General features: G+C 56.0%; 17 protein-coding genes and 6 pseudogenes. 10 read left to right on the top strand and 13 right to left on the bottom strand.

What is annotated here, in order from left to right:
• Positions 1-6: 6 nt before the first annotated feature.
• Together HYG81_RS44720 and HYG81_RS44715 are read left to right on the top strand one after the other, a co-directional pair.
• Positions 7-372, top strand: a complete 366-nt coding sequence (locus tag HYG81_RS44720; protein ID WP_226778702.1) for a DUF7568 family protein — start codon at positions 7-9, stop codon at positions 370-372.
• A 270-nt stretch (positions 373-642) separates the two neighbouring features.
• Positions 643-1386 carry a hypothetical protein gene (locus HYG81_RS44715; RefSeq protein ID WP_226778701.1) on the top strand — a complete coding sequence of 248 codons (744 nt, stop codon included), beginning with the start codon at positions 643-645 and terminating at the stop codon, positions 1384-1386.
• A gap of 62 nt (positions 1387-1448) precedes the next feature.
• Here the strand turns inward: HYG81_RS44715 and HYG81_RS44710 are convergent, their stop codons facing one another.
• Positions 1449-2318 (bottom strand): MBL fold metallo-hydrolase, encoded by an 870-nt coding sequence (locus HYG81_RS44710; RefSeq protein ID WP_226778873.1) that lies wholly within the window; start codon positions 2316-2318, stop codon positions 1449-1451.
• Positions 2319-2883: 565 nt separating this feature from the next.
• Between HYG81_RS44710 and HYG81_RS44705 the strand changes: the two genes are divergently transcribed.
• Positions 2884-3303 (top strand): hypothetical protein, encoded by a 420-nt coding sequence (locus HYG81_RS44705; protein ID WP_226778872.1) that lies wholly within the window; start codon positions 2884-2886, stop codon positions 3301-3303.
• Between the two features lie 453 nt (positions 3304-3756).
• On the opposite strand, the gene HYG81_RS44700 is transcribed toward HYG81_RS44705, so the two are convergent.
• A complete protein-coding gene (locus HYG81_RS44700) occupies positions 3757-4101 on the bottom strand; it encodes a winged helix-turn-helix transcriptional regulator (RefSeq protein WP_226778871.1) in 345 nt (114 codons plus the stop codon).
• A 77-nt stretch (positions 4102-4178) separates the two neighbouring features.
• On the opposite strand from HYG81_RS44700, the gene merA reads away from it, so the two are divergent.
• Entirely contained in the window at positions 4179-5735 is a 1557-nt protein-coding gene (gene merA, locus HYG81_RS44695; protein WP_226778870.1) for a mercury(II) reductase, read from the top strand.
• A 124-nt stretch (positions 5736-5859) separates the two neighbouring features.
• Positions 5860-7242, top strand: coding sequence for a dihydrolipoyl dehydrogenase (gene lpdA / locus HYG81_RS44690; RefSeq protein WP_226778869.1), 1383 nt, complete (start codon positions 5860-5862; stop codon positions 7240-7242).
• A gap of 45 nt (positions 7243-7287) precedes the next feature.
• On the opposite strand, the gene HYG81_RS44685 is transcribed toward lpdA, so the two are convergent.
• Positions 7288-7680 carry a CopG family ribbon-helix-helix protein gene (locus HYG81_RS44685; protein ID WP_226778868.1) on the bottom strand — a complete coding sequence of 131 codons (393 nt, stop codon included), beginning with the start codon at positions 7678-7680 and terminating at the stop codon, positions 7288-7290.
• A gap of 103 nt (positions 7681-7783) precedes the next feature.
• On the opposite strand from HYG81_RS44685, the gene HYG81_RS44680 reads away from it, so the two are divergent.
• Positions 7784-8581: a hypothetical protein gene (locus HYG81_RS44680; RefSeq protein ID WP_226778867.1), complete on the top strand. Its 798-nt coding sequence runs from the start codon at positions 7784-7786 to the stop codon at positions 8579-8581.
• Here HYG81_RS44680 and HYG81_RS44675 read toward each other — a convergent pair.
• On the bottom strand, positions 8528-9127 hold the full coding sequence (locus HYG81_RS44675; RefSeq protein ID WP_226778876.1) for an ArsR/SmtB family transcription factor: 600 nt from the start codon (positions 9125-9127) through the stop codon (positions 8528-8530). The two genes, HYG81_RS44680 and HYG81_RS44675, sit on opposite strands and share 54 nt — an antisense overlap.
• Positions 9128-9260: 133 nt before the next feature.
• Between HYG81_RS44675 and HYG81_RS44670 the strand changes: the two genes are divergently transcribed.
• Entirely contained in the window at positions 9261-11606 is a 2346-nt protein-coding gene (locus HYG81_RS44670) for a heavy metal translocating P-type ATPase (RefSeq protein ID WP_226778866.1), read from the top strand.
• On the opposite strand, the gene HYG81_RS44665 is transcribed toward HYG81_RS44670, so the two are convergent.
• From HYG81_RS44665 to HYG81_RS44655, 3 genes and pseudogenes are all read right to left on the bottom strand, one after another.
• Positions 11603-11809 (bottom strand): heavy-metal-associated domain-containing protein, encoded by a 207-nt coding sequence (locus tag HYG81_RS44665; RefSeq protein ID WP_226778865.1) that lies wholly within the window; start codon positions 11807-11809, stop codon positions 11603-11605. The genes HYG81_RS44670 and HYG81_RS44665 overlap by 4 nt on opposite strands.
• Before the next feature lie 164 nt (positions 11810-11973).
• Positions 11974-12441, bottom strand: a pseudogene (locus HYG81_RS44660) (transposase); the annotation flags it as partial.
• Positions 12442-12541: 100 nt separating this feature from the next.
• Positions 12542-13867, bottom strand: coding sequence for an IS701 family transposase (locus HYG81_RS44655; protein WP_226778875.1), 1326 nt, complete (start codon positions 13865-13867; stop codon positions 12542-12544).
• A gap of 205 nt (positions 13868-14072) precedes the next feature.
• Between HYG81_RS44655 and HYG81_RS44650 the strand changes: the two are divergent.
• A pseudogene (locus HYG81_RS44650) lies at positions 14073-14386 on the top strand (DUF6788 family protein).
• 74 nt (positions 14387-14460) lie between these two features.
• Here the strand turns inward: HYG81_RS44650 and HYG81_RS44645 are convergent.
• The gene (locus HYG81_RS44645) at positions 14461-14871 is read right to left on the bottom strand and encodes a helix-turn-helix domain-containing protein (protein ID WP_226778864.1); all 411 of its coding nucleotides are present in this window, start codon (positions 14869-14871) and stop codon (positions 14461-14463) included.
• Between the two features lie 121 nt (positions 14872-14992).
• On the opposite strand from HYG81_RS44645, the pseudogene HYG81_RS44640 reads away from it, so the two are divergent.
• Both HYG81_RS44640 and HYG81_RS44635 read left to right on the top strand, forming a co-directional pair.
• Positions 14993-15565 (top strand): annotated as a pseudogene (locus HYG81_RS44640) (DUF8170 family protein); the annotation flags it as partial.
• Between the two features lie 995 nt (positions 15566-16560).
• Positions 16561-17886: an orc1/cdc6 family replication initiation protein gene (locus HYG81_RS44635; protein WP_226778863.1), complete on the top strand. Its 1326-nt coding sequence runs from the start codon at positions 16561-16563 to the stop codon at positions 17884-17886.
• Positions 17887-18086: 200 nt separating this feature from the next.
• On the opposite strand, the pseudogene HYG81_RS44630 reads toward HYG81_RS44635, so the two are convergent.
• The 5 genes and pseudogenes from HYG81_RS44630 to HYG81_RS44610 form a co-directional block, all read right to left on the bottom strand.
• Positions 18087-18805: pseudogene (locus tag HYG81_RS44630) on the bottom strand (DNA polymerase domain-containing protein); the annotation flags it as partial.
• A gap of 117 nt (positions 18806-18922) precedes the next feature.
• Positions 18923-19180, bottom strand: coding sequence for a hypothetical protein (locus HYG81_RS44625; protein ID WP_226778862.1), 258 nt, complete (start codon positions 19178-19180; stop codon positions 18923-18925).
• A 129-nt stretch (positions 19181-19309) separates the two neighbouring features.
• Positions 19310-20716, bottom strand: a pseudogene (locus HYG81_RS44620) (type B DNA-directed DNA polymerase); the annotation flags it as partial.
• A gap of 5 nt (positions 20717-20721) precedes the next feature.
• On the bottom strand, positions 20722-21039 hold the full coding sequence (locus HYG81_RS44615; RefSeq protein WP_226778861.1) for a DUF8156 family protein: 318 nt from the start codon (positions 21037-21039) through the stop codon (positions 20722-20724).
• Between the two features lie 117 nt (positions 21040-21156).
• Positions 21157-21291: pseudogene (locus HYG81_RS44610) on the bottom strand (AAA family ATPase); the annotation flags it as partial.
• Positions 21292-21460 lie beyond the last annotated feature (169 nt).

Here is a 21460-nt window from a genome sequence, read left to right as displayed (position 1 = left end):
GTATACATGCCACGAATCAAAAATTGGACGCGTGAGAGCTGTACCCCGAAGCTAGCGTATCGGGATACAGAGACCAACGCGCACGCGGTGCTTCACCGGGCGCCAAACTCATACGTTCACACATGGCGAGCCGCGATTCTCGTCGACGGCTATCCGGTGTGGTCACGTGGATTCATGACGAAGAAAGCAAAATCGCTTCGCGGCGAACTCCGAAAGCGCCCCCAGCCTGACCTACCCTGTCCAGAGTGTCCAAACGACGACGTCGTCGTCGACCAGAAGAGTGCCGACGGAGCGAAGGTACAATGGTGGTTCAAATGTCGGGATTGCGGTTACGAAAGCCGCTCAGCAATCATCTACGGCCCTGAGATCTAACCGTCCCAATAAGAGAAGCAATGGATCTAGACACTCAACACTGTTTTCTATTTTCAAGAACAAACGAGCGGTTCTTCAGATAATTTCGTATCTGTATAACATCATCCACCCAACTTTATCGCCATGTAGAGTGTAAAGTGATTATCGCGGAAGAAATGACAGTTAAGAACTTTCAGAGCACATTGATTCCAGGATTGATAAGACCTCTATGGTTGGATATATAATACAGTTGGGCATTAAGAATAATCGATGTTGATAGTATTGCTATAGATGGATCTAACAACTACATCAGCGATCCTCCTCACAGCTAGCGTCCTCGGGGTTACCCATGGAATCGAACCAGATCATGCAGCGGGGATTGCCTCGCTAACGAGTGAAGCCGAGAGCTCGAAGCTCTCAGCAATCGTCGGAATGTGCTTCGCTGTTGGCCATGTATTCCTCGTCATCCTCTGGATTATCATTGCATATTTCCTGCTCGGACAGACGACATTCCCACCCGTGATCGAATCAGTTGGATCGATCGTCCTTGGGTTGGTCTTAATCCTCTTAAGTGGGGTATTAGGCGTCGTTGGGATCCGAACGTTCATTCATAAACATGAACACAGCCATTCGGACGATGGCAACAATCACGCTCACTTTCATCTGCATCTGCCTATTTCGAGCAAGCAGCACAGATCGTCTTCACTTCCTTCACACACACATGAACATACGATTGCGGAGTATCTGGAAGTCAGTATTGTCGGCGCATTGTTTACCTTATCACCACCGCTCAGCATGATCGCGTTTATCTCCATTATCGTCACGGATACCAATCAAGAAATAGTGGCACTGGCGGTGCTCGCATACGCAGCCGCGATTACGGTTACAATGGCTCTCATCGGCGCAGGCACAGGCGCGTTTTTCGCGCTTGCTAAGGGAAAGAGTGACCGAATACACGCGATTTCACAGATCGTGTCGGCCGTGATAGTCTTTGCCTTTGGGTTCTATTTCCTCAGCCAAGCGATTTCCCTCTAGGAATGCTCCCATGAGTAGAATAACCAAAGGAGAGGCGGCTATTCATCGATGAATTTATCTTCTCAGCCGAGCCGATCTACTGGCACCGTGAACTGATAGGTTTCGCCATGATCCAAGTATGCAACTTGCTCTTCGAGGCCCGCCTCAGCAACTACCTCCTTGAAGTCGGAGAGCGGTGAGTGGAAGACCTCGTAGTCATTGTAATGGACTGGGATTGAGGTGTCTGCATCGAACAGTTCAACAGCTTCAACACCTTGTTCTGCATCCATCGTCAAGAGGACGCCAAGGATTTCGGTTCCCCCCAGATGCAGCAGTGCGAGATCGATCTCCGGATAGCGTTCTGGAATCTCCTTCAGTTTATCGTACATGAGGGTGTCTCCCGTAATATAGAACTGGAGGGCAGTATTGTCCCCTTCAGGCTTGAATTCCAGCATGCTTCCCATGACGGGTGGCATTGCCTTTTCGACAACAGGCGGGCCATGTCTACCGGGCATCGACGTAATATCAAGCTCGGAAGTACCCTTAGAAATGGTTATCGTGTCCCACGTATCCAGCGGATACGTCTCGTGAAAGTCTTTGTCCGCAATTTTCTCAACGGCATGGGGCGTTGTTATGATTGGGAGATCTTTATCGAGCTTCTCTTGGACAAGATGATCGAAATGATCGCCATGGTAGTGCGAGAGGAGGACGAAGTCTACCTCCGGAGGTATCTCTTCGATATCAATCGCTGGGTTGGTCTGGCGCTCTGCGGTGATGCCGTACCCGAGATGGACGTGATCCCCCGCGTGGAGAAAGTTTGGATCCGTCAGAATCGTGAATCCTGCGTAGCGGATGATCACCGTGGCAGTGCCAACGAAGAAAATCGAGCCGTTCTCGACATCTATAGCGTCTTCGTCGGGCGGGGTTAGTTCAAGCTGGGCTGATTGATTCATGCTAGCCTATTACGCGCGGAAGTTCAGTAAAGCTACTGCCTACCCACAAGGGCATAGTTCGGCAATATGGACCGGAACTAGTGAGCGATGGCCAAAGTCAAATACCTCGAAATTTCAGGAATTACTTTAAATTAATGGTCACGACCAAGCATTCGCTTCGTATACTTCTTGCCGAGGACGTTCCGAGACGGGAGTATGACGCGACAAGTATAGTTCCCTCTACACAATCGACAGTAAGTCGACTATCCGAGAGATCCACCTCCTGAAAGATACAACAATGCTTAGTATCGCATTTATGTTAGTTTCTCGAGCGTGGGCAGAGGAACCCACTGACGAGGTGGAGTAATCGACGATTCCCAATTTGTCTTATAAATTGAGACTTGCTCTCTGACCGGCGTTCCGACATGCATCACGAGTACATTGTGATGGTCGAAAGATTTTGACTGAAGTAACCAACAGGGGACGTTTCACTATTATCATTGGTTATGCTACTTATGACCGGTGATTTTTTCTCGCCCCGAGAGGGGTGCGGGCGCGACCGAACGTGCCCTGAGAGGTAATTAGAATGGACGATACAACCCAGACGATAGCGTACCGGCTGATGATCACCGTCGACGGCACTGAGCTCCCCAACGACAAGGATGTGCGCCATACACTCCTCGATGATCTCAGCGCAGCGGTCCGAGGTCGGCTCGTGGAGCATCACGGCGTCCAGGTAGACCAGGACAACATCACGGTCGGAACGGGCTACCGCTACGCGCAGGTCCCAGCGGAGTGTCCACTCTGTAGCGAGGAACTCGACCTCCTGAGCGTCCACCTAGACACTGAGAATGGTGCCTACGCGAGTACAATGTGTTCCAGCGTCCACTGCGAGTGGATCGGTGACGCTGTCTATCGAATCGTCGACCTTGAGGGCGGCGAGATCAATGCCGTCGAGAGCAGTGTCCTGACCGACGATATCACGCCAAATTATTCTCCCTACTGAAGTGGAATTCATGGACGACATGCCCTCGTTTACGCGTATCGAGCCGCTCTGCCCCCGCAACGACTGCGATTCCAACTTGGCATCGGCAAACCCGTCTACGCAGGTGAATACACCGATATCGCCTACGCTGATGTCTGGTGTTCTAATGAGAAGTGTTCGTTCGCTGCCTGCGCGCAATTCGCGCTCGTCGATCTTCTTCACAAGGATGCAGACTCAGAGGCAGTCTCGTCCACGCAGGACAGATCGAACCAATAGAAGCGCGATACCAAGGGTGAATCACCAGCGTATCGAACGGGCAGCGATGATTTGCAGGTGAAAGTCGACCAGTTCGAGGAGCGTGAGAACGTACTTCGGGAACGGTTGCAGAACACAATGAGCTGACGTGGGTATCCACCTCTCAACTTCCAACTTGGGACTTTTCTGAGACTCCAGCGCTCCGATAGACAGCATAGCTCAATTTTCCGTCGTTGCCCACTCGAGGAGTGGATCCAGTCTCATTCGAACCTCATCCCCCTCATCAGTCAGCGCATATTCCACACGCGGGGGAATTTCATTGTACTGCGTCCGCGAAACGAGCCCTGCCTCCTCGAACTCATCGAGCCGCTTCGAGATCGTAGACGTACTCGCACTCGAGAGATGGTCCTCGATCTCCGCGAACCGGAGCGAGTCGTGAGCGCCGATGATGCTGACCAGTTGCATCGCGTACTTCCGACTGAGTGTGCTAATGACGCCAGTCAGTGGACAGTAGCACGTTCCGTCTACGTCGCACGTTGGCGGGGATGATGTTGTGTCTGTCATAGCTTTGCGGCCTCCAACCTACTCCATAGCTTCGGACTCTGGAGTATAATTACTTCGTGTTCCTATCTTCGGATACGATGGAAGACGCCCATTCGTATGACCTCGTGATTCTCGGCGGTGGTGCAGCGTCGTTCGCCGCGATTACCGAAGCGAGCCGCCAGGAGTTGTCGACGGCGATGGTGAATACGGGCCTGCCGATCGGCGGCACTTGCGTGAACATCGGCTGTGTCCCTAGCAAGCACCTACTGGCGGTTAGCGAGAGCGCTTTCGCGTCCCGGGACAACCCGTTCGACGCCGTCCAGTGCAGTGACGACGAACCAGCTGTTGACTGGGCGACTGCACTAGACGGGACCGACACCCTCGTTGAGCGATTCCGGCAGACGAACTACGTGGATGTCGCCGACCACTTCGAGACCGACATCTACGAGGGCTATGGTCAGTTGGTCGACAGCGAGGGACGAGGTCCCTCGGGCAACCGGACACAGTCCGGTGACGACGCGACCATCGACGTCGTCGACGGCCCCGACGAAGGGGCACGCATCACCGGGGAGAAAGCGCTTGTCGCAACCGGGAGTTTACCGTGGGAACCACCCACCGACGGCCTCGACGACATCGATTACTACACGAGCGAAACCATCCTCGAGGAGCGTGACCTCCCCGAGAGCATCGTGATCATCGGCGGCGGCTACATCTCGCTTGAGTGGGGCCAGATCCTCCACCGTGTCGGCGTCGACGTGACCATCCTCCAGCGCTCCGAGCGCGTCCTCTCGGGGATGGAAAGCCAGCTCGGCCGTGAGATGCAGCGCGCCTTCGAAGAAGAGGGAATTGAGGTGATCATCAGCAACGACTTCCAGCGCGTCCGCGCGCCAGCAACTGACGGCGGCGTCGACGCGCTACAGACTGGCGTGGCCGTCGAGACAGCCGTCGACGGCCACGAGCTAACGGTCACCGCGGATGCGCTGTTCGTCGCGACTGGCGTCCAGCCGAACAGCGAGAGGATCGGTTTGGAGAGGGTCGGGGTCAAAACAAACGACGATGGGACCATCCACGTCGACGAGCACTTCCAGACGACGAACCCAGACGTGTACGCCGCCGGCGACGTGATCGGCGAACCCGAACTGGAAACCGTCGCCGCCAAAGAAGGCAACCACGCCGTCAAGAACGCCTTCGGCAGCGCGGAGCTACGCTCCTCGGGCCGTTCAAGCGGGCGGAGCCCGCGAGAAGACAACGAGAGCGTCAGCATCGACTACGATACGGTTCCAGCAGTCGTGTTCACTGACCCCGAGGTCGCCGCTGTCGGGACGACCGAACTGGAGTACATGGACAAGCACGGAACCTGTTCGTGTCGGACCATCCAGATGGAAGACGTTCCCCGAGCGAAAGCAGTCAAGAACACAGACGGGCTCGTCCAGGTCGTCAAACACCACGAGACCGACGAGATCGTCGGCGTCCACATGGTCGGTCCTCGGGCTGCCGACATGATCATGGAAGCGACGCTGGCGGTGAAATTCGGGCTGACCGTCGACGATATCATCGACACCGTCCACCCGTTCCCGACGTTCAGCGAAGCGTTCAAACACGCCTGTCAGGCGTTCCGGCGCGACACATCGACGATGAGCTGCTGCGTCGAATAGAATCACCACCTCACTAGCATTATCCAACTTATGACCGAATTCGTGAACACAATGATTTCCGCATTACGTCCCAACCAAGAACGAACGGCCGACGACTACACCACTCAGAACGGGGGCCCGACCGATGAATAACGGGTACGACTACGACCTGCTCGTCCTCGGTGGCGGGATGGCTGGCCTCCCAGTCGCGATGAAATGTGCGTATTCAGGGATGGAGACAGCACTCGTCGAGGAAGATCTCCTCGGCGGGACGTGTCTCAATCGTGGGTGTATCCCGACGAAGACGATGATCCGGAGTGCGGAAGTCGCGAACCTCGCTCGCCGGAGCGAAGAGTTCGGTATCGATATCGACGGCGCCATCGAGGCAGACATGGAAGCGATTGTCGAACGGAAGGATGACATCGTCGAGAGCATCCGCGAGGGGGCCTACGAGAACGTCGAGAGCAACGAGAATATCGACTTCATCGAAGGCCACGGCGTCTTCGCGTCGCAACACGAACTCCAGGTCGCCGACCGAACCCTCTCCGCTGAAAACATCGTCATCAACACGGGCGCCCGACCGACGAGACCGCCAATTGAGGGTCTTGAGGACGTCGATGTTCACGACAGCACTGATCTACTGGAGCTTGACGCGGTTCCCGAATCGCTGGCCGTCGTTGGTGGTGGCTACGTTGGCTGTGAGTACGCCCAGATGTACAGCCGGTTCGGTGTGGATGTCACCATCTTCCAGCGTAGCGACCGCCTCCTTCCCAAGGAGGATTCAGAGGTGAGCGACGTCATCGAGACCGCCTTCGAAGACGAAGGAATCACAGTACAGACCGATGCACCTGTTACGACACTTACGGAGACCGACGACGGCACCCGTGTCGACGCAGATGCCGACGGCGCCGTCTCCGTCACCGTCTCGGACATTGCCCTCGCCGCGGGCCGTACACCGAATACGGACGGCCTTCGGCTCGAAGATATCAGCGTGTCGCTGGACGGCCGCGGGTTCGTCGAAACCGATGACAGCTTCAGAACCACTGCTGATGGCGTCTACGCCATCGGCGACGTGAGTGGGCCACCGATGTTCACCCACTCCGCTCGCGACGACGCAGACCTGCTGTATCGCCACCTCGCGAAAGACGAAGAGATCAGTACCGAGGGCCGAACCGTCCCGTGGGCAGTGTTCACCGACCCGCAAGTCGGCCACGTCGGGCTCACCGAACAAGAAGCTCGAGACGAAGGGTACGAGGTGGGCATCGGCCACCAGGACTTCGCTGACCAGGGCAAGCCGAAGGCACTCGGCGAAACCGAAGGCTTCGTCAAACTCGTCACGGACGCCGACACCGACGAACTACTCGGCGCGCACGTCGTCGGCGAACAAGGTGCCGAAATCGCCCACGAACTCGTCCTCGCCATCGAACTCGGCGCGACCGCCGAACAAATCGCGAACACGATGCACATCCACCCCACACTCCCTGAGAGCATCAACTCCGCCGCCGGTGGCGTTCATAAACCCTCCTGAGAGACTAGATCTACCCATCTATGGGTAGTATGGTACCCGGGAAGGTCATGTGGCTGATCGGAGTAACATCGTTTTCACCCGACCGACTCCGTCAAAATCACGGAGCCGATACACGAGTTCCCGTACCCGCGCAGCATCGCCGTGACAAAAGACCGTCTCCAAACACCAGTCGCCCTGGTGGGTGTGGCTCATCGTCTCGATCACGTCCTGGAACTGATGCTGGGCAGAATGAAGGTCATGAATCACCTCGTGATGCTGGTAATCGAAGGCCAGAACGGCGACGACCTCGCCCGAGACCTCTTCGAGTTGTGAATGCCCTTCGATATATTCCTGCATCGCTTCACGAATCGCCCGCGAGCGAGAGTCTAGTCCCTCAGCTTGCCACGTCTCGTCGAACTCGTCGAGAATGTCCTCAGACACGTTCAAGCTCGTTCGCATACTCCCCAGTTGGTTCCCTGCTGTCTTGAGCCCTCGATTATTACGGAATTCCCGTTTCACTCTTAACAATCGCTATACAGCACGGCGATAGAGGAAAAGGTGAATGCTACATGGCGAGGCGTTTCCACTATTGGTCGGCGCGATTGCGCTCGGGTTCGTGCACGGCATCGAACCCGGACACGGATGGCCAGTCGCTGCGAGCTATGCGCTCGATCAATCCAACAAGTGGCTCTACGGGTTCGCCGCCAGCTCCCTCATCGGTATCGGACACCTCATCAGCAGTCTGGCGATGGTCGGCGTGTTCTTCTACGCGAAATCGTACTTCCAGTTGACCCAGGTAAACGAGCCGATCTCCATCCTCGGCGGATTCTACATTGGCGGACCGGTAAGTATCGTCGCGGGTGTCTTACTCATCGGACTCGGGATTCGAGAGTACGCACACGGACACTCCCACAACCACCACGAACACGATGACACTCACTCGGTCCACCACGACCACGCCACGTCTCCGACGCATGAGCAGTCTTCGGACGGACTCGTTACACGGGTGAAAAAACGGCTTGGCGGAATCGGTGGGCATTCGCACGAGCACGGGACTGTGGCAAGCGATGAAGCCGACCGCGGACTGTTCGGGATTGCCTGGTTTGCATTCGTTCTTGGGTTTGCCCACGAGGAGGAGTTTGAAATTATCGGTCTCTGTGCCGGTTCGATGTACTGTCTCGAACTGATGGCCGCGTATGCGCTGACGGTCATCGTCGGTATCGTGGGGTTGACGATGCTGCTCATCGCCGGCTATCAGGAATACGAGGAAGAGGTCAAGCAGTATACACCGTATCTGCCGCTGTTCTCAGCGACCGTCCTCGTCGTCATGGGACTCGGATTCATCGTCGGCTTGTTCTAAGTCAGGACGTAGCGCCTCCAGCGTTTCACCCTCTGTTAGGTCGATGAGCGCGCAGTTCAGCAATTCCCGGATGACGAACTCCTCGTAGTGCTGTGTTGCACAGTACTCGCACGGCTTCATCTCCCGTGCAACCGCTTCGATGTCGTCGCCGTGCTCTTCATAGAGCGTCTCTATGAGGTTCGTTAGCTCCGCTGTCGCTGTTTCCTGCGCCCCAGCGAGCGTCTCCTCAGCGTCCCCTGGGAGGTCATAGGAGAAAATGCGGGTGTTCGATTTGTAGTATTTTCGCGTGCCACCGCCAGCTTCCTCCAGTCGCGCTATTTCGACCATCCCCGCATCCTTCAGGACGTTTACGTGATGGCGCACCGTCGTCTCGGCCTTCTCCTCGCCGCGACGGTCCAGCTCGTCGTGAATCTCCTCGATGGTCATCTCCTTTTCAGTGAGCATATCGATGATCTTTGCTCGTACGTTGTTCTCCAGCGCTTTCGCCTTCTCCGGATCCGTAGTCACAACCTCACGGATCGGCACGTCAGATTCGAGCAGAGCCATTTTCTTGAGGATGTATAGATGCACGACGTCAGTAAGAGTAACGCCATTCATCCAGCAATAGTGTAACGTATGGGTTACCGCTATAATGTTCGTCGTAACGGTTTTCAGCGTCACGCAGTAACCTACTACCACGATGGGAACGACACAGAAACAATTCAACGTCGGGGGGATGTCCTGCTCGTTCTGCGCCGAGAGTATCAAGAAGGCATACAGCCGAACCGACGGCGTCGAAGATGTCGACGTCAGCCTCGCCCACGAAGAGGTGCTCGTCCACTACGATGACGAGACGCTGAGCGAGGTTGAACTGAAGGATACGCTCCGCGACCTCGGGTACACGATCCGCGACCCGGACAAAGAGAAGCGATTCGAGGAACAACAGGCAGAGCTCACCAACGGGAAACGTCGACTCCTGCTCGCCGGCGGCGCATCCATCGGTACCGCCGGATTGATGCTATGGATGATCTTTGTGATGGGACGGTTCGAATCGACATCGCTCGCGATGGATCTCGTGACCCTCGGCCTCGCACTCGGCACGATGCTCGGCCCTGGCCGTTACATCCTCGAGAAGGCGTACAACAGCCTTCGAAGGTGCATTTTCAACCAGCACGTCCTGCTGGAGGCCGGTGCGTTCGCTGGCCTCTTTGGGGGCTTTCTCGGCCTGTTCGTCTTCCCCAAGTTCCCGACCGTCCACTTCTTCGCCGTCTCCGTCTTCATCACCACCTATCATATCCTCTCAGAATACACCAGCCTTCTCGTCCGAACGCGGGCATCACAGGCAGTACAGAGTCTGCTTGACCTTCGACCAGACACCGCCCATCGCGTCACCGAGAGCGAGGCGCGAAGCGCCTCGGAACAGTCGAGCGGGGAGCAAGGCGATCCGCGCGACGACGGTGCTGTCAAAGAAGTCGCTATCGACGACCTCGAAGTCGGTGACCGCGTCCGCGTCAAACCCGGCGAGACAATCCCCATCGACGGCGCGGTCGTCGATGGGGAATCGACCGTCGACGAGTCGGTTGCGACTGGCGAGTCCATCCCCGAAGAGAAACAGTTGGGTGATGAGGTGATCGGCGGGAGCATCAACGAGACCGGGACGCTCCTGGTGGAAGTAACCGCCACCGGCGAGGATGCGTTCCTGAATCAGGTGGCCCGCGAAATCGAGCAAGCCCGTGCGATGAAGCCGGGTATTATCCAGCTCGCCGACCGCGTCCTCAAGTACTTCGTCCCCGGCGTGCTGACGATCGCCGTCCTCTCGTTCCTGTTCTGGGTGACCATTCCGACAGTCGTTCCCGGAACATTCCTCGGCACCGGCCTACAGGTGCAAACCGGAGCCTTCGCCGCGCTCGCGGTCCTCGTCCTTGGGTATCCGTGTGCGCTCGGCATGGCGACACCGCTGGCCCTGATTCGCGGCGGCGGCAAGGCCGCGAACCTGGGCATCCTGATGCGCAGCGGCGATGCCTTCCAGATCTTCCCTGACGTCGACCACGTCGTCCTCGATAAAACCGGGACGATCACGGTCGGAACGCCGGCGGTCTCCGAGGTTGTTGCGCTTGAGCAGACCGAGGAAAACGTGGTCGCGACGGCGGCAAGCGCGGAGGCGTTCAGCGAACATCCCCTCGCCGACGCCATCCTCGAGGACGCCGACGACCGGAGCATCGAGTACATCGATCCCGAGTCGTTCGAGTCGGTGACCGGCAAGGGCGTGACGGCGACAGTCGACGGGGATGATGTGCGGGTCGGCAAACCAGACTGGCTTACGACAGAGGGCATTGATCTCTCAGCGGCCACCGACGAGATTGAGCGCCTCCAGCATCGGGGCCTCACTGTATCGGGCATCGCTCGTAATGGTACTCTCGTCGGCCTCGTCGGAATCGGTGACGAGATCAAGGCCGACGCCGCAGCGACAATCGAGCGGATGATCGATGCGGGGATTACCCCAGTAATGATCACCGGAGACAACGAGCGCACCGCCGAGACGGTCGCGGCTGAGGTAGGCATCGGCCAGGTAATGGCCGACGTCCTGCCGGACGAGAAGCGTGACGAGATCGGCCGTCTCCAGGATGAAGGGCATCGTGTAGCGATGGTTGGTGACGGGATCAACGACGCGCCTGCCCTCACGCAAGCCGATATTGGGATCGCCATCGGTGCAGGCACCGACATCGCTATCGAGAGCGCAGATATTGTCCTGATGGGCGACCGCCTCGGCGGTGTGATGGATGCCTACGAAATCGGGACGGAAAGCTACCGGAAGACGCGTCAGAACCTGCTAGCGGCGTTCACGTTCAACGGGGTCGGCGTCGCCGCTGCGACGACCGGACTGGTCCATCCGGTGTTCGCGATGATCGCGATGGTACTGTCAGTAACGGCCGTCCTCGCCAACAGTTTCGGTGGCCAACTACTCGCCGGCGAGGGCGTCAACACCGACTTCACCGTTGATGGGGAAAACACAGCAATCGGACAGGAGGATGAGGCAACCGTCTAGGCCGTGACGTTGTAGCCAGCATCTCGAATCGCTGTAGTGAGGTCGTCGTCTGCGGTGTCCTCGTCGACAACGAACTCTACAGAATCTCCCTCGTGGTCGGCCTCGACGCGAGTGACACCCTCGACAGTTTTGAGCGCGTTCTCGACGTTCTGCTCACAGCCGTCGCAGGACATCCCGGTGACCGCAATCGTTTTTCGCTCCATATCTGGGTGCTACACGCTCCGGCGGCAAGACCATTACGGTAGCAATGATACCGGTGCAATACAGTTAGAGAAGGGGGGGCCGAGAAACAGGTTCTCATCGTGGTAGGCAGCTGGATTACAAGAAGACCAGAAGAAAGCGCCCACGTTAACCAACATAATCATTGTCTCGTCGGGTCTTGGTCTTTGTATCCTGAACAGACGCTGCTAGATTCATCGATTTGTACTGGTCCGTCGATTTTCTGTTGGAACTGGTTCCAGACGATCGGGAAGCCTCGCTGAACCGCGGCTTCGACCTCTCGAATGGCGTAGTAGACGGTCTTGTACGCTCGATCGAGCAGTGTCGCAATTTTCTAGATACTCAACAGCGTGTCGGCATAGAGGATGAACGCGAGAAGCACCTCACCACTGGAAAGGTGCTTCTCGTGAAACGGTGTTCCATAAGTGTAAACCGGCTTGAACCCGCAGCTTCGGCAGATAACACGATTCGATGACAGCCATGTTTGGATGCTTGGATCATCGCATTCTGGACACGGAGCCTGCTCCCAGAATTTCTTGAGTCGCCGCTCGATGATCAAATCGAGCGGCTTCGTCTGCAGTTCAATCACTCCAAGATCAACGAGCTGTTGCAGCATCTTCCCGAATGCTGGCTGAGACACATTCTCTTGAGATCAGCCATCACAGTGTAACTGTGGGGCGTTCCGCAACTCTACATAACACTACTTCTGCGGTTGATCACCAGTCAGTCAACCCCCTCACCATGGCAGCGCCGAGATCTCTCGCTTTCTCTCGTGTCAGTCCTTCGTGTTCTGCAATCTGTGTAGCCATCTCGTAGACAAGTTCTCGGGCAACTTCGGGAAATGAAGGGAGCCGAGCGGCCGCGCCTCGCGCGGCCCGCTCGGATGTAATGAACGCATGTGTAAGTAAGACAATCGTCACATGGTGATGCCATCCTTTCCACGTACGGCCTTCGAATTGATCCAATCCCAGTACCTGCTTGGCGTCTTCGTGGAATCGTTCGATCGCCCACCGGAGGTGGGCGTATCTCACTAACTCCTCTAAACTCCACTCATCTACACCCCAGCACAGCCACGCCCGCAATTTGTCTTCGCCATCTTCCAACAGAAGCCATCCGGTTTCGTCCGAGACACGCCGCTTTGCCACGCTCTTTACAACACGAACACGTGTTCGAAAGAACCGCCCGGAAAGCGGTTCTTTCGTTCCTTCTGCCCACGATACCTCACTCCAGTGTTCGTCATCAAGGTCAGCACTGATCTCTACTGGGGACTGAGGGATTACATTCTCAGAATATCGTGGCTCGGACGGGGGTCGGCCGCGGCCCGACCCCCGACCGGGCTCCTCGATCCGCGTTGATTCTGGAATAACGGGTAGATCTTTGGGGCTGACACCGAGGATGTAGGGTTCGTTCCATTCCCGGAGCTGAGTACGGAATGAGAGATACTTTCCATACCCCGAGTCGGCCCCCACGCAGGCGTGGGGGACCGACGCTTTCCGCGCCCGTGAGAGAAGATCAACTGCGATCTCCGGCTTTGTCCGAAAATCAACATCTTCAGGGACATCACACTGCTGTCGCCGGTCTCCAAACTCATCATCTTCAATCCACTTGCGGGGAAGATACAACTCGAATCCAAGCGGCCACGTGATTTGGTCGGCGTTCCGGGCCTCGCCCGGAACCGCCGCCACGAGGTCAACGCCGACCTGACAAGAAGCAATCTTCCCAATTGATCCGGCGTACTGACGCTTGACACCCACACTATGATGACCCTGTTTGAGGATGTCAACATCATCGGCGATCAGCATCGCCGCTGGCGATGTGATCGTCTCTGGGATCTGTTGATTGAGATACTCCTGAACAGATTCGTGTTCCCACGGACTTTCGCTAATGAACCGTCGAACACGGTGTTCATTGATCGCGAGCCGTTTGCCGATCCCTCGGAGAGTCTTGTGACTGCCCGGACGGATCAGGCCTCCAACATACGCTGGAGCGACATTCCACGTGTTTGCTGCCCGTGACCACGTTGACCCATCGGGGCGCGTCATGAACGCGCCCCGAAGGGGAGCAAGAAACCGTCGGATGGCGGTTTTTGGAGTTCGTATACCGAACGAGACACTGTTCATATAGATCTACAGGGCAGGAACAGAGATAGTACCGCCGCTGAACCGCAGAAGTAGTGATAAGAGCGACCCGAGTTAACCAACAGCACTAAGATTCTAGCACCAGTGTTGGTTAACACACCAGTGATCTATGTCCTATTCCCCACCGCAAGAAATCCCCGACGACGTAGTGGAGATGCTCGATGAGCAATCACCAGAGGTGCTCCAGCATATCGCCCAGTACGCGAGGGGCTCGCCGAACATCGCGAACGCGAAGTCCGACTGGCCGAACAGGACGAGGAAGAACAGATCGAGGAGCGACCGGAGGATCTCCCAAACAATGTCCCCTTGAAGGCTACAATCACGATAAAGGAGATCAACGACAACCGCTACTACTACTGGCAGTGGCGGGAAGACGATAGTGTCACGTCAAAATACAAAGGCCCAATCAATCCGGACAAATAGATTAGATAGCATCAAAATTCGGGATGTCGGTAGTTCAGGTAACACCCCCTCTGCGAAATGAAATCAGGAAGGCGTCAGTGCTTGGGCCGTAGCGCAGTCTCGTACCGTTTGATTTCGTTGGTCTTCTCAACCTGGTCGTAGATGTTGCGGAGTGTGTCCTGTGCTCGGAGCAGTTTGTGTTCCTTGAGGAACTGTCGACCGTCATCACTGATCCCGTAAAACTTGTACGGCAGATCGTTTTGCCGGCGATCCTTCGGCAAGAGCACTTCCTCGACGATGCCGGCGTCGACGAGCTGTTGGAGGTGCTGGCGAATCGTCGTCTGGCTCTTGCTGGGGTTGACGTAGTCGAGTTCCTTGAGCGTCGGTAATTCCGACGGATGCCCGAGGATATCCTGGAGGAGCGAGAACCGCGTCAACTGGGTGACGACGTTAAGCCGCGCCCGAATGGACTCTAGGCCGCTTGGCGTGTGGTCGGAGGTACTCATTACCTCGTTGTTCGGGTAGTGCGTGCAAAAGCGTTTCGCTTAAATACGAATTAGTTTGAAGCGATACGGTTAACAATGTGGTCGCTACATTGAAGCAGGGTGTGGGAGAACGCTCGGTCAGATGAGTGAGGATTCGGTCACTGTCGACGAATTCGCCGAGAAAGCTGACGAGTATCTTCACGAGGCCTCACTCACGCCAGAAGAGTACAAAGCCCTCAAATAGAGTATTGCGGAGCTCACGCCGATATTCTCAGCTGAGAGTTCGTACTTCGTTCTCGGCAGCTACGGGCGACCTGAAATCCGTCGTCTCCAGCTAGTAAAAGATCGCCTCAATCGGAGTCCCGGTGCATACGCGTTCCTAGTGATCGACATTCGGAGTGAGTGGACGAACACCTACCTCAAATCCCGGCTACTCGCGGACTACACGGATGTCATTGTGGGTGTCGCCGAACACTCTCAGGGCGGCTCCCTCGTCGAGCAAGGCTACTTCACGGCTCTCGAGGAGTATTTCGCGACGTCCCATGTGTTCAAACGCGAGTACGACACGTTGGATGCGGACACGTTCGACATGGGCATCGAGATCGACAACCCATATAGCGGAATGCAGACGGCAATCTTCGAGATGCTTGACGATGCTAACCGTCTCTGTCGGTGGACGACTGAGGACGATCTCGTCGAGTGTACCGAGGCTCTCGTGAGTGGTCTCAAGAATAACGATGTAGAGACGAATCGGTTACTCACACCCCACGTTTCCGTCGGTTCTTCAACAGGGCGGAGAATGTAGATCCGGATCCGAATACAGGAGCTGAAAAATTTAACTCCGATCTAGACGTCGAAGAGACGCGCCCCTATCGACTTGTTCAATGAAACCATCTGCATGCGAAGGGTCACCTCTATTGATTTGTTCAGAGAGAAGTTATCTGCAGAAGATGATTATTGAATCAATAGAGAAAATACCGAAATTGAAAAATAGAGCTAGCCCTACGCGTGACTGGCTGCATCTATTGCGACAGTATCTACAGAACTACACACCCACCCCTATCGATTTGTTCTGGCGAGAAAGGGTGGGGAGGGAAGGATCGATTACAGGAAATCCACGAGAATATGGCTTATCAGAATTGGGACCCTCGGTTACTCCAGTCTTTATTAGTTCGATTGCTACTGTATTCGACAGGGTACAGAGGTAGTGAACAAATCGATAGGGGTGAGAGTAGAGTAGTAAACCTGGGAGAGGAAGTGATAACAAACTGTACAAGACTACTCTTCGTACCTTGATTCCTCAGTCAGTGACTTTAATGTCCGTATAGAAGGAAATGGGGCGACAGAGCATAGTTAGAACAAATCGATAGAGGTGCGTTCTTCTAGCTAGCTAGTAACTAGAACTAGAAAGAAGAAAGAGAACAGTGGAAGCATCTCTTGATTCTACGTTAATTGTGAGATAGGTGCCACAACAACCCGTTCAAGGACCGAGCTCCCCTCCCCTTCCTTTGTAGTTGGAACAAATCGATAGGGGTGGGAGGGTGTGCTGTATTCCTTATGAAGCAGCCTAGACGAAGAGTTCCTAACAAATCGTCGGAGGTCAAGGAGGACAGCAGTGAAACTCTCTGATATCCTGTCTCTGAACGTCATACCGGTAGAAAAGAAATCGACAGGGGAATCTTTTAGTATCCTGATAGAGTGGGGTGGGGTATGCCCACGGATCCTGGTCCTGAGGAAACCCCCGAGTCCACGGGTTCTATTAAAGATCTCATCCTCGAGCAGGAGGAAGCTGCGAGTCTCATCAAGAACCGCTCTCTCCTCGAACCAAACGAGATAGTCGACGAGGAACGTATCGTCGGCCGTGATACCCAGCTCACCGATATCACCCAACATCTTCGTGTTGCAATTAGTAACGAGCGGCCGCCGAATCTCCTCCTCTATGGTCCGTCTGGGACCGGGAAATCTCTCATCATCAATGCCGTTTGTGAGAACATCGTCGACCTCTGCGAAAGCCGTGATATCCAGTTTGGCGTCATCCAGATGAACTGTCAGAACATCGGGACCCTCGGCGCAGCCGTCTACGAGCTTGCCCGAAAAGTGGCGAACGATATCGGAACGACTGTCGATGTCCCAGAGCACGGCGTCCCAAATAAGAAGAAATGGCGCGAACTCTACCGTCTCATCAACGAACACTATGATACAGTCGTATTCATCCTCGATGAACTCGATATGCTTGTCGGTCGCCGGGATAAGGATGAGCCAGCCTTCTCCCGTCTTCTCTATCAACTCTCTCGCGCCGGAAGCACCGACGAGATCACCGCCCAGATCTCCGTGACCGCCATCACTAACGATACGAAGATGATGGATAGCGTGGGAAGTCGTGCTCTCAGTTCGTTTACGCCTGAAGACGTTCACTTCAGCGACTACGACGCCAACCAACTCCGGGAGATTCTCCGGGCTCGAGAAGATGCCTTCCACGAGGATGCACTCAGCGAGGACGTCATCCCTCTCGCAGCAGCATTCGCCGCGCAAACCAATGGGGACGCACGGAAGGCGATCGACCTGATGCGAACAGCAGGATCGATCGCAGAAAAAACAGGTGCAGACGAAGTTCGTGAGGAGCACGTTCGAGAGGGCCAAGATAAGGTTGAGAAGAACCGCGTATTAGAGGTTACTCGTGGGATTAGCACGCAGAAAAAGCACTGTCTCTTCGCGACTGCGGCTGTTGCGTGTGAAACGGGCACTGGTGCAGCGAAAAGCCCGCACGGATACCGAGTGTATCAGTACCTGACAGGCACCCTCGATTCGGATCAGTACCACCAGGAGACATACGTGAATAAGATGAAAGAGCTCACGACGTATTCGCTGGTCGAGACAGAGCGGAAGAGCCAGGGGCCACACTCAGGTAGCTACCTCGAGTTCACGTTTGGCGAGAACCCGCAGACCATAATCGAGACGCTCCGGGAAGATTCGCGGCTGGACGACATCCACGACGACGAGCTCCGTACCGTCGTGAACGCACAGCTCAATCAGTAGCACCTCCCTCGAACAAACCGATAGGGGCAAGGGTGTTGTCGACGATTCAGTTTCGTCGCTGGAAAGAACAAGTCGATAGGGGTGGGTCCGCACAGACTAGTGGTCTCACACAACAAATCGATAGGGGTGGCCCTCTGGGAGTTCGTGTCACCAATACTATGGAGAATGCAGTGGAACCGCTAGCGACTTCTGAGGGCAAATCACTCGTTCTGGACAGCTGTGAATGCCGTCAGATATAGCTCGTGTCTCGGCGAGTTCCCGACAAATGTCCGTCCGATCCCATCCAAGCGGTGAGAGAATACTCTCGACAGCGCGAACGAGTTGCGTCTCGTAGTACGACGGATCGTACGTCTCGACCGCCTCGTGGGCGAGGTCGACGCGGTCCCGCGAAGATTTCTCGTCGTCGACGACCACGTACTCAATATCCTGACCGGGATGGACCGCGAGGTCCTGGTCGCGAACACGTTTTAGCGCCGCCACGTTCTGCGTGTTCTGTGTATATCCTTCGAGTGGTTCGGAGACGAGATTCCGTTCGACGAGTCGTTCCATCGCCACCTCACCGGCATGGTACTTCAAGATTGCACGTTCGAGACAGCCGAAGACCGCCTTTGGAGACTGGGTTGTGTCGAGGTGGTCGAGGCACTCCCGCTGGACATCTTCAATGAACTCGGGCGTGGACCGCTGCCGGGCTTCGATGCCGCGTATCTTGAACTCAGCCTCGCCCGCGACTTCCCGAAATACTTCGTCAACGCGCCGGCGTCGCTCTCGCGCTGGGGCAGGAACGCCACCCACTCGTACTCGGCTTCATATTCGAGACGGATCTCGACGGTCTCCGTAATCTCAGCGGCTAACGACTATCCGGGTCGGGCGTCACCTAGATCGAGTCGACGATCTCGTGGACGACGCGCAACCTACCTGCTGAGGGTGTCATAGAACGATCTGCATGACGTTCTTTTCACGCAATCTGGAGCGAACTATCCGTTCACTACACTTGCGAATTGATCGATATAACAAATTCTAGAGGGGTCGTGGTCCGTTATTCGATTGCCTCGAGAAACTCATTCAGTGTGTCGGTGATTTCGTCCACTGTTTCTCCTTTTTCTTCGGCCGAGAATCGGACGATGATCGTGTTCTTTTGATTCATATTGCGCGCCGAATCGACTTCGTGGACACCTTTCCAGATATCGGAGACCTCGACGAGACCGTATCGATCGTGCTGGTACGTCTCGTCCCGTTCAATTAGAAGATCGGCTTCGCCACTGGGTAGATCATCTGATCCGCTAGAATCGTTCACATAGTAAACTGGAGTTCGAGACAGATATGGCTACTGGGAGTATTTGGGAGACGTTCAGTCCGTGGTCTGTACTTACCGTTTGTCAGGTAGTCACAGTGAGGGTATGGGAACTTTTCTATGACACCCTGTACCTGCTTCCAACCGCTGTTTCGCAGTCAGCAGGATCTCCCGAGCAAACGCGTTGATTGCTTCGTGGCACTCGATTCGCCGAATTTCGCGTTACTAAATCCCTGATACCCAAAGCACGCGACGAGAATTCACTTCAGCGCGGCCGACCGCCCCTCGAGTTTGTCAAGACGGTCTTGGTCAAGATCGTCGCGCTGCTGTTCGCGATGAATGCCGGCCTTGATCTCATCGCGAGTGTCAACCAGCGGTTGGAGGACGTCGACGAGGTAACCCCGCCCGTCGCAAATCGAGTAGCTGAGGTCGGGAACGTCTGCGCGATCACTGTGACAGTCACACCGAATGACGTCGGGCGACACGTTCTGCGTGCAGATGATGTTCGGGTAGAGACTGGAGAAGTCGAGTTCGTAGACGTCCTCGTGTAGCCCTACTTCGGGCGCGAAGGTAAACCCACCACGGGTCGGCATCGTGGAGTGTTCCCATCGTCTTGTAGGACTCGTGACACCAGGAGTTCCACGGCGTCAGCACATTGCGTTCGTGTACTTCGCAAATCTGGATGGCAATGAGGACGTTCCCGATCGATGCCCACGCGAACTCCTGGGCTGACTTTTCGACCGCGAGACGAGGTCGAAAACTCCCTCAAGGTTCGTCTCACCGAAGAAGGACGTGTTCGACTCGTCGATGATAGCACGGCCCAGCACGTTGTAGCGGGCCGGAGAGTGTCCGACGCGACCGTAGCTCGAATACGTCGACTGACTCGCAAGTTGTTGGTAGTCGATGTCGGACCACCGACTCAGCATGAAGCCGTCGACGCCGGCGTCGCGAGCCATCCCGTAGAGCGTCGGCATGATCTCGCTCGTCGAGAGTATGACGATATCCGGGTCGAGGGTGTCGATCACGTCTTGGACCGCCGTGAGGAGATCCCGTGACGGTCTCGCCGTTCACGCCAAGTTCGGCGTAGGTGTCACTGTTCGTCTCGGTCACCGGGATACTGAGGCGGAGCGTCGACAGCTTGCTCGCCGGTGTTGGCTCAACATCATTCTCCATACAGTAACGGAACTCCCGCGAGAAGCCCACGTTGAAACAGGCGACACCGCCGATGGAATATCCCGAGAGCTGGCGTGTCTGGCTGGCGAGCGCCGTCACCCGGTCGACGTGTGTAACATCGATCGCAAGGACCCGCTCCAGGTCACGACGAAACCCAGAACGACGGTCGACGAACTCGGTCGCGACGACGTCCGGATGACGCTCATAGAACGCTTGGAATTCAGAGAGATCGACGTCAGTCTCTGGCGGGCGTGGTGCAACGTAGAGCCGCAGTGTGTAGTCCCGGCGCTCAGTGGCCACGGTGCCGTCGGTCGTCACCTCCCATTCGAGGACGTGGTCGTCGAGGAAGTCGATTTTGAACGGCATCGGTATCAGTCGTCAGCTGGCTGTGGCTTATCGTCCCTCTCATCGTACCGCTCACGTAGTGCGTTGAGTTCATCCTCGAGATCGTCGAGGCGCTCTTCGTGTGCATCGAGCCTGGTCTCCTGTTCGAAATCGATGCTGAGGAGGGCCGGAAGTAGCGGGTTCTGGTGGTTCAACAGCCCGCTGGCGTCGGCGTGTTCGCGAGCGTACGCGAACAGCTGGTCGAAGCGGGGTTGGTCGCGACGGTAGAGTGCTCGCCGGAAGTCCGCCCAGCGCTCCTCGATAGCCCGCAGTGCATCCCGATATGTCGAGTTCGTTCGTCCCATCGTTACCGCCCTCCGGCGCCAGTCGCTGTCCACGCATCGAGGAGGGGATTTGCAGTGAGCGACGTCGTCACGCCCTCAGCCATCACTCCTGTCCCGACGTCTGTAGTACTCGTCGTCGACGATGGCGGTGTCGGCAGGTTCGCCGTTGGTGATGGGTTCGAGAACGCTGGAGAGGTGGTTGACTTCCTAGTCGCGATGCTCGACTTCTCGGGGAATGACCCCGGCACGAAGGGCACGAGCATTGCATAACATGATGTTAGTAACGGAGGGGTTCTACGTCAGGCCATAAATACGTGACCGGGTCGTTTCCGGAAAGCAGATCCCAATAACTGGTCACCGGCTAAATATCGCATCTCTGGCGGAAATTCCGCTGAAACCCGAGTTAATTTCTTTCCGAAAACCAAGGGAGACATAAACTCTC

The organism is Natrinema zhouii (assembly GCF_013456555.2).
In the GTDB taxonomy this organism is placed as follows: domain Archaea; phylum Halobacteriota; class Halobacteria; order Halobacteriales; family Natrialbaceae; genus Natrinema; species Natrinema zhouii.
The sequence above is the reverse complement of the archived record's forward strand: the minus strand, read 5'-3'. Positions and strand labels throughout refer to the sequence as shown.